Raw genomic sequence first — 14,305 nt, forward strand, 5'->3', positions numbered from 1 at the left:
CATCGTGAATCATCCCGCCCAGGCCATGGATGCCATATTGCTACCCCATATCCTGCAGCAGCGTGCAGCCGATGCCTCCGATCGCTGGTCTTATATGCTGCTCGACAGCCAGGGCAACGAGCAATGCCGCTGGACGGCGCCGGAGCTGGCTGCCCGCACGCGCGCCGTTGCAGCGCGCATAGCGCGTGCAACCGCGCCGGGTGAGCCGGTGTTGCTGGTGTTCCAGGCGGGGCCGGAGTTCCTGGCCGCCTTCATGGCCTGCCTGTGGTCGGGCCGATTGGCAACGCCCATCAATCCGCCGCGGCGCAATCGCCTGATAGAGCGCCTCGAGGCGGTCGCCACCGATTCAGGGGCACGGGTGGCACTGACCAGCAGCGATCTGGTGAGCGCCAGCCAGGAATGGAGCCAGTCCAGCGCGCGGCTGGGGGCGCTCGAATGGATAGCCACCGACGACTTGCCCGACGACCCCGATCTGCACCTGGCGGATATTCAACCGGACGACATTGCCTTCCTGCAGTACACGTCGGGTTCCACCGCGCTGCCCAAGGGCGTGCGCGTGAGCCATGGAAATCTTGTGCAGGACATGGCACGCATGCAGTCGGCCTGGGCCCTCGGCCCGGCGTCCACCATGGTCAGCTGGCTGCCCGCATTTCACGACCTGGGTCTGATCTTTGGTTTGCTGCAGCCCTTGTATTCCGGCTGCGCCTCGGTGCAGATGGCGCCCAACGCCTTTTTGCAAAAGCCGTTGCTGTGGCTGTCTGCCTTGTCGCGCTACCGGGGCACGCATACGGCGGCCCCCAGCTTTGCCTACGACCTGTGTTGTCGGCGCATCGCGCCCCAGGACCGGGCCGGGCTGGATCTTTCCAGCGTCGTCATGACCATGAATGCCGCCGAACCGATCAACCCGGCGGTCCTGGAGCAGTTCAGCACCGAGTTCCAGGCTCATGGTTTTCGGCGGGCGGCCTTTGCGCCGGCATATGGGCTGGCTGAAAGCACCCTGGCGGTCACGGCCTGCGCCACAGGCACCGAGCCGGTGATGCGCTGTTTCGACGTGGCCGCACTGGAACAGGGGCGGGCCCGGATAGTCGAAGACGATTCCGGCGGCAGCCGGATGATGCCGGGCAGTGGGCGTCCCTTGCCCGATGTGCCCATCGCGATTGTCGATCCGGAAACATTCAGGCGCTGTCCGCCGGATGTCGTGGGCGAGATCTGGGTGGGCGGCCCCACGATAGCGCAGGGGTACTGGCGCCGGCCCGAGGAAACGGCGGCCACTTTTGGTGCCGTTATTGCCGGCGAGGACGATGCCGTCGGTTATCTGCGCACCGGCGACCTGGGTGTGCTGCACGAGCAGGAGCTGTTCGTGACGGGGCGCATCAAAGACCTCATTATCCTTGGCGGGGCCAACTTCTATCCCCACGATATCGAGCGTGCCGCGCAAGATGCGCATGAAGCCTTGCGACGCGATAACGGCGCAGCCTTTGCCATCGACGATCCCGAAGGCGGGCGCGAGCAAGTCGTGCTGGTACAAGAGCTTGAGCGCTCGCGGCGTGGCGATTCGCCCGATCCCATCATGCAGACGGTAGTCCAGGCGGTCTGGCAGAATCTCGAGCTGCCGCTGTCGCAGCTGGTGCTGGTTCCACCCGGTTCGGTGCTGCGGACGTCCAGCGGAAAAATTCAGCGGCTGGCCAACAAGCGCGCCTTTCTCGATGGCTCCCTGCCGGTGATTGCGCATTGGAAGGCGATGACGGCGCGTCAGGCGCCGCCGGCGGCGGTTCTGTGTCAGGACGGCGGGACGGATGCCGGGACGCTAACCCGCTGGCTGACGGCCTGGCTGGCTGACCGGCTTGAGTTGCCCGAAGCATCCATAGATGCGGGCAGGGGGTTTGCCGAGATGGGCCTGGACTCCCTGGGTTCCACCGAACTTGCGTTTGCCCTGGGCCGACAGGCGGGGCTCGAACTGCCTGAAACCGTTGCCTACGATTTTCCGAGCATTACCCGCCTGATCAATCATGTTGCCGCAAAAGGCAAGGAAACATCGGTGTCGCTTGCCGGGCATGCCGAGCCGGCTGCGGCGCACTCGCAAGATGGACTGATAGCCGTGGTGGGAGCAGGTTGCCGCTTTCCCGGTGCCTGCGATGTGGCCGGGTTTCGCGCACTGCTGGAAGCAGGTCTGAATGCTGTGGGCGAGCCGCCCGAGGGCCGGCCCGAACGCGAGAGCCTGCCGCCCGGCGGCTATATCCAGGACATTGAATGCTTCGACGCCGCCTTCTTCGGTGTGCGCGACATCGAGGCCGCACAGATGGACCCGCAGCACAGGCTGGCGCTGGAAATTGCCTGGCATGCACTGGAAGATGCCGGGCTGGCCGACGCTGCACGGCGCCCCCGGAACAGCGGTGTATTCCTGGGCATCAGCACCCACGATTACGCAGCCCGTTTTCATGGCGCAAAGGCCGGCTACACGCCGCTGGCGGCCACGGGAAATTCAGCCAGCGCGGCGGCGGGCCGGCTGGCCCACAGCCTGGATATCACCGGGCCGGTCATGGCCATCGACACGGCGTGCTCCTCGTCGCTGGTGGCGGTTCAGGCTGCCTGCCGCAGCCTGCGCACGGGGGAATGCGACATGGCGCTGGCGGGCGGCGTCAATGCGCTGATTTCCGACGAACTCACGCGCGGCTTTGCGGCCGCAGGCATGCTTAGCCCCGATCATGCATGCCGCACTTTCGATGCGAGTGCCGATGGCTATGTGCGCGGCGAAGGGGCCGGCTTCGTGGTGCTGAAGCGCCTGTCCGACGCCCTGCGCGACGGTGACCGTGTCCGCGCGGTCATACGTGGCGGCGCCGTCAATCATGATGGCCATGCCAGCTCCCTGACGGCGCCCAACGCCAGTGCCCAGGCGGCCCTGATTCGGGCTGCGCTGGCTGATGCCGGCCTGGCGCCGCCCGACGTGCAGGTGGTGGAGTGCCATGGCACCGGCACACCTCTGGGGGATCCCATTGAAGTGCAGGCTCTGGCCGAGGTCTACGGAGAGGGTCGGCGCGACCCCTTGCTGCTGGGTGCCGTCAAAACCAATCTGGGGCATCTTGAAGCCGCCGCCGGCATTGCCGGCCTGATCAAGCTGGTGCTGGCGCTTGAGGCCGGCAAGCTGGCGCCCACTTTGCACCAGTCGCAGCCCAATCCCCGCATAGCGTGGGATAGCCTGCCGGTGCGTGTCATCGCCCGCGCGCAGGATTGGCCGGCAGCGCCAGTGCGGCTTGCAGGTGTCAGCAGCTTTGGTTTCAGCGGCACCAATGCGCATCTGATACTGCAGGCGGCACCCGAGTCTGTGGTGGTCAGTGACAGCCCCGCGACGGGGCCCCTCGTATTGCCTTTTTCCGCCGCCGATCAGGCCGGGCTGGGCAGGGTAGCCGACAGGCTGGCCGCCTGGCTTGCACAAGACGGCGTAGATGTGCGCCGCGCCGTGGCCGCTTACGCGCGGGGGTGCAATACCCACCCGCTACGGGCAGCGGTCTCGGGTCAGGACGCCGCCGCGCTGGTGGCCGCGCTGCAGGACATGGCGGCCGGCCAGGAGGCTGTGGGGGGCGCCTGCGGCAAGGTTGTATCCGACAAGCCCAGGGTCGCTTTCATGTTCACCGGGCAAGGCAGCCAGTGGGCGGGCATGGGAAAGGATCTGTACGAAGCAGGTCCTGTATTTCGGCAGGCAATAGATCGTTGTGCAAGCGTCGTCAGCCCATTGCTGGGCTGCTCGCTCACCGATCTGATGTTCAGCGATGCTCCGCAAGACATGTCTTTGTCCGACACGCGCCTGGCGCAGCCGGCCTTGTTCACGCTGGCTTACGCGCTGGCGGAACAGCTGGAGTCATGGGGCGTGGTTCCGGATGTCATGATAGGTCACAGCCTGGGCGAATGGGTGGCGGCGTGCCGTGCGGGCGTGTTCACACTGGACGATTCCTTGCGCCTTGTTGTCGAGCGTGGTCGCCTGATGGCGGGTGCCTCGCAGGATGGCGCGATGGCGGCGGTGTTTGCACCCGCAAGCTGCCTGGAGCAATTGCCCGCCGACGTTCTGGCGAACATAGATCTGGCCGCGATCAATGCGCCAGATGAATGTGTGATTTCAGGGGCGGCGCAGGCGGTTACGCAGGCGTGCGAGGCGTTGGAGCATCAGGGTGTGGGCACACAGTTGTTGCGCACGTCCCATGCCTTCCATTCCAGGTTGATGGAGCCGGCCCTGACTGCGTTTGCATCGGTGGTGGCCGGTGCGGCCTTGTCAAAGCCGCGCCTGCCCGTGGTGTCCAACCTGACGGGCACCACGGATGCGCCGTTCGACACGGTGGATTACTGGGTGGACCATATACGCCGGCCCGTGCGTTTTGCCGACGGCGTCTCGACGCTGGCGGGCATGAATGTGGATGTCCTGATCGAAGTCGGTGCCAGCCCCAACCTGACGGGCACCGCCAGTCGTTGCCCGGCATTTCAGGCAGGCATGCCGGTACTGGTTCCGACCTTGCGCCGCAATCAGCCTGCAGAGCGCACACTGGGGCAGCTTCTGGCCCGGCTCTATGTGGCGGGGCTACCCCTGCGCTGGAGTGTCTTACATGGCAAGCACCCGGGCATGGAAGTGCCCGGCTATCCCTTCGAGCGCAGACGCCATTGGGCCGGGCTGCAAGTCAGGGATGAAGCGCCCCATGCCTCGGTGGCTGCAGCCCCGGCAGCAGCCGCGCCTGCGGAGCCGCCACAGGCGCCGCAGGATCTTGCCGCCGAAGTCACGCATTTTCTGGGTCGTTCGCTGCAGCTTGCTGAAGGTGATTATGGTTCGGATCGCGGTTTCCTGGAAATGGGGGTGGATTCGCTCGCCCTGACCGAAGCGGTCGCGGCGCTGGAGCGCAAATGGGCGGTCGCCATTGCGCGGCGCGAGTTGTTTGAAACGCTGGGTACGCCTGCGCGCCTGGTCGCGCACGTGCTGGCATTGCTTGGTGATGCGGCGGCGTCTGTTCCTGCGTCTGCCGTAGCAGCGGCGCCGGTGCAGCCGCGCCAGGCTGCACCGGCAACTCCTGCCGCGGCTGCGCCTGTCCAGGTGCTTTCGGCCGGGCAGCAGGCCGGCCTGGCGCAATTCACCCAGGCCTATGTCCAGCGCAGCCGGGCCTCGCGCGAGCAGCGCAGCCGGTTTGGCCCTTATCTTGCCGACAGCCGCGCGGTTGCGGGTTATCGGCCCGAAACCAAAGCCATGCTGTACCCCATTGTGGGTTCGCGCGGCCAAGGCAGCCAGATGTTCGATGTGGACGGCAACCGCTACGTCGATATCGCCATGGGTTTCGGCGTGCAGCTGTTTGGACATAGTCCCGATTTCATCACGCAGGCCATCCGGCGGCACATTGATGAACGCGGGCTGTTCATCGGTCCGCAGGCCCATCTGGCCGGCGAGGTTGCGCAGCGCCTGTGCCGCCTGACCGGCAACGCCCGGGCGGCCTTTTGCAATAGCGGCACCGAAGCCGTCATGACGGCGCTGCGTCTGGCCCGGCATGCCACCGGCAGGCAAACCGTGGTTATGTTCCAAGGTTCTTACCACGGCCATTTCGATGGGGTGCTGGCCCAGCCCGGCGCCGGCGGGCCGGCCCTGCCCATGGCGGGAGGCACACCGCCGGGCATGACTGACGACATCGTGCTGCTGGATTACGGCGACGAGGCGGGGGCGCTGGAAGCCCTGGAACGCCTGGGCGACAGCGTTGCGGCAGTTCTGGTCGAACCGGTGCAGGGGCGCCGCCCCGACCGCCCGCCCCGGGCCTTTCTACAGCGCCTGCGCGAGCAGACTCGTGCATTGGGCGCTGCGCTGATCTTCGATGAAGTGCTGCTGGGCTTTCGTGTTGCGCTGGGTGGCGCCCAGGCCTGGGCGGGCGTGCAGGCCGACCTGGTGACCTATGGCAAGATCGTGGGAGGCGGCTTGCCCATAGGTGTCGTGGCCGGACACGCGCGCTACCTGGATGCCCTGGACGGCGGCGCATGGTCGCTGGACGGCAACGAGGCCCCGTGTGACAAGCGCACATTTTTTGCGGGTACGTTCAACAAGAATCCGCTGGCCATGGCCGCCGCGCGTGCGGTGCTGGAATATCTTGAGGAAGCCGGACCGGGCCTGCAGGAAAACCTTAACCGGCGCACTCAGGATTTTGTCGCAAGCCTGAACGGCGTACTCGCTGAAGAAGACAGCGGAATCTCGGTGCATTCGTTTGCTTCTCTGTTCCGCTTCGTGGGGGCCGGCGATCTTTTCTACAACCATATGATCCAGAACGGTGTCTATGTGTGGGAAGGGCGCACCTGCTTTCTGTCGACCGCGCACAGCGATGAAGATCTGCTGCAGGTTCGCAACGCCGTACGCGAGTCGGTGCGCAGCATGCGGGCCAGCGGCATGTTGCGCCCGTCCACCGTTGCCGCAATACCGCCGTCCGTCGCCCTTGAGCCCGAAACTACGGCGCTTCCGGCAACGGTCGGGCAGACGGCCCTGCGCCTGCTGGCTGCCTTCAGCCCCGAAGCCGCGGCTGCCTATAACCAGTCCCTGATCTTCGACTTTCAGGGAACGCTCGATGCCGCAGCCCTGCAGTGGGCTCTGCATCAGGTATGCGCCAGGCACGAAGCGTTGCGCACGACTTTTCCCGAAGATGGCGCTACTCAGCTGGTTCATCGCGAGCTGGCGCCCGATATCTCGACCCTGAGCTGGCAAGATGGCGGGCAGGCCTTCGGGCAATGGCTGGACTACGCCGTACTCACGCCGCTGGACCTCGAACACGGCCCCATGCTGCGCGCCTGGGTCATTGCACTGGCCCCCGGATGCCACAGGCTGGTGCTGGTCATGCCGCACTTGATTGTCGACGGCTGGTCGCTGCAGCTTATTGCACTGGAGTTGGCCGAGCTGTACAGTGCCCGCGTGGAAAACCGGCAGGCGTCGCTGGATGAGGCGGTGCCGTATCGGCGCTACGCGGAATATGCGCACATGCAGGCCCAGGAACCCGAGGCCGCAGCCTACTGGCGCTCGCTGTATGCCACCCAACCTCCGCCGCTCGAGCTTCCCGCCGACCGGCTGCGTCCGGCCATGCAAAGCTATGCCGGCGCGCGTACGCGTTTGCATGTGCCGGTGCAACTGCGCGCCGCCCTGGAAACGCTGGGCAGGCAAACCGGCAGCTCGTTGTTCTCCGTTAGCCTGGCCGCGTATGCGCAATTGCTGTTCGAGCTTTCCGGCCAGCGCGATATGTCCGTGGCCATTTTCTCGGCGGGTCAACCCGAGCTGGGAACTTCGGCGCTTGCGGGCTACTGCGTGGCCGTGTTGCCCTTGCGCCTGACGATGGATCCGGCTGCCACGCTCGAAACGCGGCTGGCTTCGACCCAGCAGGCTGTCGCGCAGGGCGTGGCGCACCGCGGCTATCCCTATTCGCGCTTGATCAAGGATCTTGGCTTGCGCCGCGATCCGGCTCGCCCGCCGCTGGCTTCGGTGTCCTTCAACCTGGACCGCATGGATGCCGCGCCGTGCTTTGCCGGATTGCAAACAGAAGTCGATGCCAATGCGCATGGTGCCGTTCGCTGGGACTTGAACTGGAATATCCTGCACGATGCCGACGGGCTGCACATAGACGCCTACTACAACCGCGATTTGTTCGATGCCGATTCCGTTCAATCCTGGTTGCGGCGCTACGCACAGATACTCGAGTCGTTTACCCAGGCAGCGCCCGCCCGGTCAGCGGCGATCAGCCCGGAAATTGACACGCTGGCCGGCAAAGTGGCGGCCACGGCAAGTGTGAAGCCGGGCGCGACTGCCGTGACGGACAAATCAGGGCAGGCCGATTACGCGACGCTTAACGCCATGGCCGCAGCGCTGGCACAGCGCCTGCAAGCCGCGGGTGTGCAGGCCGGCGATCGGGTGGCATTCCGGCTGGAGCGCGGCCTGGGCCCGGTTGTTGCCATGCTGGCCGCCATGCGTCTGGGCGCCGCCTTTGTGCCGCTCGATGACGAGCATCCCGATGAGCATCACGCTTATGTGCTGAAGGACAGTGCGGCCAGCGCCCTGATCATCGCCGCAGGCGCACGCCGGCCGGCTCATGTAGTGGCCGTCGTGGAATGGGCGCGTGAGCAGCCGGCCTTGACGGCGCCTGGGCCGGCGCGGCGTTTGCCCGCCGACGCGACCGCCTATGTACTGTATACCTCGGGCTCGACAGGCAGACCCAAGGGGGTGCGTATATCGCATGGTGCCATTGCCGCCTATGTGCCGGCCATGCTTGAACGCCTGGCCATTGCTGGGCCGCTGTCCTTTGGCATGGTCTCCTCCTTTGCCGCCGACCTGGGCTATACCTCGGTGCTGGGCGCCTTGTGGGCAGGCGGTTCGCTGCATGCCATGGATGCGCAAACGGCCCGTGATCCGGCAGCCTTGCAGAGTTGGATGGCGCACATGCCTGTGGACGTGCTCAAGATCGTGCCCACCCACCTGGCTGCCTTGCTTGACGCACCCGATGCGCAATTGCTGCTGCCGCGCCGCGCCCTGATTCTTGGGGGGGATGTGCTGCCATGGCGGCTGGTGGACCGCATGCATGCCCTGGGCGCCGCCTGCCGTATTTTCAATCACTACGGCCCCACTGAAACGACCGTGGGCGCCTGCATGACCGAGGCGCTGGACGGCTTGCGGGTGGAGGATGAGCATGCCGTGCCGGTGGGACCGCCGCTTGCGGGCTATCGCGTGGCGTTGATCGATGCCGCCGGCCGCGAGCTTGACGACGGGCAAGACGGAGAAATCGTCATCTCGGGTGCAGCGGTCGCCTTGGGGTATACCCAGCCTGAAGTCGTGGGCAAGGAAAGATTCGGTGTGGCGCAGGGCACAGAACGTTGCTACCGAACCGGCGATCTCGGGCGCCGGCGTCCGGACGGCGCCATCGTTTTCCTCGGTCGCAGCGACGACATGGTTAAGATACGGGGGCATCGCATAGAGCCGGCCGGCCTGGCCGAGCTGTTGCGAACTCATGCTCAGGTCAGGGATGCGGTGGTGTTGGTCGAACACCGTGAGGGGCGTGAACCCGCCTTGTGTGCGGCTGTCGCCGGCGAAGTTGATGCTGCGGCGCTGATGGGCTGGCTGTCGGAGCAGGTGCCCGCCGCTCTGGTGCCGCAGCGCTGGGTGGTGTGTGCGGCCTTGCCGCTGACCGCCAACGGTAAGGTGGATCGCCAGACATTGCTGGCCGGGGCGGCGTCGTCAACGCCCGCGCAAGACGCGACGGCCGCGCCGCCGGCGCAAGTGGCCGATCACGCCCTGGACACCATGATCGATTTATGGCGGGCTGTCCTGCAGTGCGACGAGGTCGGGCCTGACGACGATTTCTTCGCCCTGGGCGGTGATTCCATCATGGCCATACAGATAGTCGGGCGGGCGCGTGGACGTGGTCTGGCACTGACGCCCACGCAGGTATTCCAGGCACCAACGCCGCGCGGCCTGGCCCGGCTTGCAGTTCCGGCGCATGCATTGGCAGGGCGCGAGGTGGTGACTGGGCCGCTGCCGCTTACACCCATACAGCGCTGGTTCATGGATACGCCAATGCCGGACCGCAACCGCTGGTGCCTGACAGCGGTGTTCGCCTTGCCATCCATGCCGGGCACGGACAGACTGCGAGCGGCCGCGGCGGCTGTCCTGGCCAGGCATGATGCCTTGCGCATCAGTTGGGTGCAAGGTCCAGGCGGTCCGGTGCAGCAACTTGTATCGCCAACGCCACCTGCCTTGCTGCGGGTGGAAACCATGCCGGATGACCAGGACGTGCACAAGGCCGAGGACGAGCTGGCCGATAGCCTGATGTCTTCCCTGGAGCTGAGTCAGGGCAAGGTGTTTGCCATGGGTGCCATCGCCTTACCGGACGGCCATGCCCGCCTGGTCGTCGTGGTCCATCATGGGGTCTTCGACATGGTGTCCTGGTCGATATTGGCCGATGATCTTGCCGTCGGCCTGCTGAATGAAGACAGCCCGGCCGCACCGGCCACCACCCGCTGGAGCTGGTGGTCCAGGGCGCTGCCGGACCGGGTGCAGGTCGCAGGCGCGAGCCTGCCTTATTGGGCCGAGGTCGCGCGCAGTGGAGCGGCCACGGCCAGGGTGCCGGAAGACGAAGCCGAAGGCAGCAATCTCGAAGGCGCGGTCCAGGAGGCGCGGCTGGTGCTGGAGGCACCGCTGGCGCAGCAATTTCTTGACGGTATGTCCGCCGTCTTTGGCTTGCGCCCGCACGAGGCAGTGCTGGCAGCCGCCGGACTGGGCCTGGCCGATTGGGCGCAAGGATCGCTGGCATGGGAACTCGAAGGCCATGGGCGTCAGCCTTTCGATCCAGTCATAGATCTGTCGCGCAGCATAGGCTGGTTCACGACACGTTATCCGGCCGTGCTGCCAGCTCCCTCGGCGGCGTTGCAGGAATGGGTCGTCGCCCTGAAGGAAACGCTCAGAAGCATTCCCGACCAAGGCATGAGTTATGGCGTGTTGCGCTACGGCGGGCATGCGGAGCTGGATGTGGCGCCGCAGCTCTCCTTCAACTTCGTCGGGGAAATCAGCCAGTTCGGCGCCCAGGCGATGGCCTTGCTGCGGCTGGGGGCGGGAACCGAAAGGGCGGCTGATGCCGAACGCCGTCATTTGCTGGCCTTTGACGGCTGGCTGGAAAACGGCGCGCTGGTCTTGTCCTGCCGCCATGCAGGGCGCCATGACGCTTCAACCATCCGGTTCGTGCTGGACCAGGTCCGTGAGACAGCGCAACGAATGATTGATGCCTGCCAGGCGTCGGCGGCCGCTGTTTATACGCCGTCTGATTTTACGGGCATATCGTTTTCCCAGAACGAGCTTGATGACTTGCTGGGGCAAATTACCGGAACGGATTCGAACGTGGCGCCCGATCATGAGTAAGCAAGAAGACGGCATGGATATGCCAGAGCCTTTTCCCTTGCATTTTCACTGGCTGGTGGGCGACCTGCATATCTGCGCTGGTCCTGCTGCCAGCGGACAGCCGTGGTGCTTGAATGTTGATGTCTGGTGCCCGGCCACCGGCGAGGGCGAGCGCATGCTGTGGGACGCCAACAGCCCCTGGGGTCTGGTGCGCCGCGACCCTGGATCGTCCACCATCATGTCGGTTGACCCCGCCCCGCGCGAGCGGGACCTGCTTATCGTGGCCGAGCAGGGCATAGGCGATATTGTTCAGCAACTGCGCTACGTCCGCCCGGTTGCCGCCCATTTTTGCAGGACAAGAATACAGTGCAGTCCGGAGCTGCATCGCTTCATGCGGCGGCAAGACTGGCAGGTCGAACCCGTGCATCCGGAGCAAGTGCTTGCCGACCCTCCCAAGGCAAAGGTGTCGCTGATGCGCATGGGCGCCTTGTGCGCCGACCCTGAAAACGGGGGAGCCTACCTGACCGCCCGGCGCCGGCCCGCTGCGAGTCGGCGCGGTCTGCGGGTCGGCCTGAATTGGTCTGCAAGCAGGCGCGGTGTTGCCAAGGACATCAAGTCCATACCACTGCTCCTGCTTGAACCGTTGCTGGCCGCGCATCCCGACATTCACTGGATCAGTGTGCAATGGGGCGATGACGAGCGGCTATTGATGCAGCAACCCTGGGCGGCATCGGTTCAGGCCAGCGGGCAAGACGTGCATGATGTGGCTGATCTGGCCGACCTCATTGCCGGCCTGGACTTGCTCATTACCATAGACAGCGCCCCGGCCCATCTTGCCGGTGCGCTCGGCATACCCGTCTGGACTTTGCTGACGCAACCGTGCAGCTGGCGATGGGGGCTGGGCAGCGCTCAAACGGATTTGTACCGATGCATGCGTCTGTTCCGCCAGACTGCCTTGCATGCCTGGCCTGAAGTGCTGGAGCTCGTTTCGAGTGCGCTGGCGTCGACCAAAACAGCGACCGGTTCATTGTCGGAGCCCATCGACGACACCCCGGAGCGCAAGAGCCCGCAGCACCTTTCGGCAGCGGGTACCACCGACCCGCTGTCGCTGACGGGTCTCCTGGAAATATGCGCGCGGGATGCCGGCTTGAGAGCTGCTTTTGTCGAGCAGCCGCTTGTATTCCTGGCCGAGCACGGTGTGTGTCTGAGAAGCCGCGATTATCGCCGGCTGAATCAGGTGTTCAAGGCCATGGTCGATTTTCATGGCGGGTTCTCTTGGTGCTGGCCCTTGAACTCGCTACAATCAAGTTCTTTCAATACAGCGGTCTCCTCATGAGTCTTTCAAGCGAAAAAGTCGGCGATGTTCTGGTGGTGTCGGTGGCAGGCCAGATCAACAGCGCGAATGCGGCAGAAGTGGAATCGGGTTTGCTGGCGTATGTTCAGCAAGGCGAGCGTTTGTGCGTGCTTGATTTTGGCAAGCTTGAGTACATCTCAAGTGCCGGTCTGCGAGTTGTCCTGATGCTGGCCAAGAACCTGAAGCAGCAATCGGGAAAGCTGGTGTTATGCACACTGCAGCCGCAAGTGCACGAGGTGTTCGACATCAGCGGCTTTCTGTCGATACTCACCGTGGTAGATGAACGCCAGGCTGCGATCAGCCAGCTTTCAGCCTGACATCGCTCGTCTGCGGCAGGCCGTACCGACCAGGTGCCGAATAATCAGGGCAGCGCAATCAATCAAAAAGTTGGCGCAGTGGCGCCAGGCTTAGCTTCAGGCCGGCAAACGCCTGTTCCAGCCGGCCGTCCAGTTCCCTGGCCTGGTCCAGTTCAATTTCCATGAATCGCAGTGTTTCGCCGGGCATGCCCTGAGCCAGCAGGGGCAGGTCTACCGTGGCGACATGGGCAATCTTGGCGTAGCCGCCGGTGGTCTGGCGGTCGGCCATCAGCACAATGGGATTGCCGTCGGGCGGCACTTGCACACTGCCGAAGCTGGTGGCCGCCGATAAAAGTTGCTGGTCGGAGTGTTGTTGCAGTGGCTGGCCGGAAAGTCGATAGCCCATGCGTTGGGATTGCGGGCTGATCTGATAGTCGCCGGCAAAGAAGGCCTGGATGGATTCGGGTTTGAACAGAGAAGCTTCGGCGCTGAGCACGGCCCGTATGGCGGATCGATTGTTCAAGCCCAGGATGGCGGGCAGATAGATTTTAAGTTGCCAGAGCTCGTGCGCGAGGGCGTCAAGGTCGGTGCCGGACAGATCCGCGGTCAGGGCCAGCGTGTCGCCCTTGCGCAGGGCCCGTCCGTGGTAGCCACCAAAACTGCCGGGCAGATAGGTGCTGCGACTGGACATCACCACCGGCAGGTCAATGCCACCGTGCCATGCGATATAGGCGCGCAGCCCCGAGGCTCGTGCGCCAAATGCCAGGACGTCACCGCTACGCACAATAATGGGCCGATTGTTGGGCAGCGGCTCATCATTCAGCGTGGGGTTCAGTTGTGCGCCGCAAATGGCGATGCATGCAGGTGCATCGAACTGCAGTGTCGGACCGGTCAGGGTAATTTCAAGCGTAGCTTCGTTTTCGTCGTTGCCGACCAGCAGATTGGCCAGACGATGTGCCCGGCTGTCCATGGCACCGCCTACCGGCACGCCGAGGTGCTGGTGGCCGGTGCGGCCAAGGTCCTGAAAACTGGACAACATGCCTGGTTTGATGACGCGTATGCTCATGCGTGTCTGTCTTTCAAGGCCTGAAATTCAACCGGATCGATGGGAACGAATTTCACAGTGTCGCCGGGCGCAAACAGCGTGGGAGGCTCGTTGGCGGGATCGAATAGAACTGCAGGCGTTGCGCCGATAACGTGCCACCCGCCGGGCGATGCGTTGGGATAAATAATGGTCTGCAGGTTGGCGATCGCGACCGACCCCGCGGGAAGGGCCGCACGCGGGGTGGCGCGCCGGCCTATGGTCAGGCGTTTGTCGTGCACGCCGATATAAGGTGCCCCGGGAGCAAAGCCCAGCATGAATACATAGGCGGGCTGATCGCTATGCAGGTGAATGACTTCTTCGGGTGCAAGACCGCAGTGCCGGGCTACGTCGGGCAGATCGGGGCCGTATTCACCCCCGTAGCAAACGGGAATCTCTATGGTTCGTGCGCGATCAGCCTGTGCGGTTTCATCGAGGGCACTTGCCAGCGTTTTGCGTATGGCCGCAGCCAGAAGCTCGCTGTTGCAGGCGCCGGAAGGGTCGGGCCGATAGTGCAGTGCGACCTGAGTGAAGGAGGGCACGATATCGGTAACACCGGGAAGCCTGGCTGCCCGCAGCGCGGCGGCAGCGGCAGCACAGCGGCGACCCGTTGAGACGTCGATCTGGTCGCCGAAAATCAGCAGCAGGGTCCGGTCGCCCTGCGGCACCATGACCCATTCCGGTGTATGGCCTGCCATCAG

5 protein-coding genes are annotated in these 14,305 nt (G+C 64.7%); 3 read left to right on the top strand and 2 right to left on the bottom strand.

Features of this window, described 5'->3' with window-relative positions:
- Positions 1-4: 4 nt before the first annotated feature.
- From LKR43_RS14695 to LKR43_RS14705, 3 genes are read left to right on the top strand one after another with little or no spacing between them, the layout of a single operon-like run.
- Positions 5-10,894, top strand: coding sequence for a non-ribosomal peptide synthetase/type I polyketide synthase (locus LKR43_RS14695; protein ID WP_227684966.1), 10,890 nt, complete (start codon positions 5-7; stop codon positions 10,892-10,894).
- Positions 10,887-12,209 (top strand): glycosyltransferase family 9 protein, encoded by a 1,323-nt coding sequence (locus LKR43_RS14700; RefSeq protein ID WP_227684967.1) that lies wholly within the window; start codon positions 10,887-10,889, stop codon positions 12,207-12,209. The genes LKR43_RS14695 and LKR43_RS14700 overlap by 8 nt, the downstream gene beginning before the upstream one ends.
- On the top strand, positions 12,206-12,544 hold the full coding sequence (locus LKR43_RS14705) for an STAS domain-containing protein (RefSeq protein WP_227684968.1): 339 nt from the start codon (positions 12,206-12,208) through the stop codon (positions 12,542-12,544). The genes LKR43_RS14700 and LKR43_RS14705 overlap by 4 nt, the downstream gene beginning before the upstream one ends.
- A 58-nt stretch (positions 12,545-12,602) precedes the next feature.
- On the opposite strand, the gene LKR43_RS14710 is transcribed toward LKR43_RS14705, so the two are convergent.
- Positions 12,603-13,589, bottom strand: a complete 987-nt coding sequence (locus LKR43_RS14710) for a biotin-dependent carboxyltransferase family protein (protein ID WP_227684969.1) — start codon at positions 13,587-13,589, stop codon at positions 12,603-12,605.
- Positions 13,586-14,302: a 5-oxoprolinase subunit PxpB gene (gene pxpB / locus LKR43_RS14715; RefSeq protein ID WP_227684970.1), complete on the bottom strand. Its 717-nt coding sequence runs from the start codon at positions 14,300-14,302 to the stop codon at positions 13,586-13,588. Before pxpB ends, LKR43_RS14710 begins: the two co-directional genes overlap by 4 nt.
- Positions 14,303-14,305 lie beyond the last annotated feature (3 nt).

The sequence above is a fragment of the Pusillimonas sp. MFBS29 genome, assembly GCF_020687695.1.
GTDB lineage: Bacteria > Pseudomonadota > Gammaproteobacteria > Burkholderiales > Burkholderiaceae_B > Pusillimonas_C.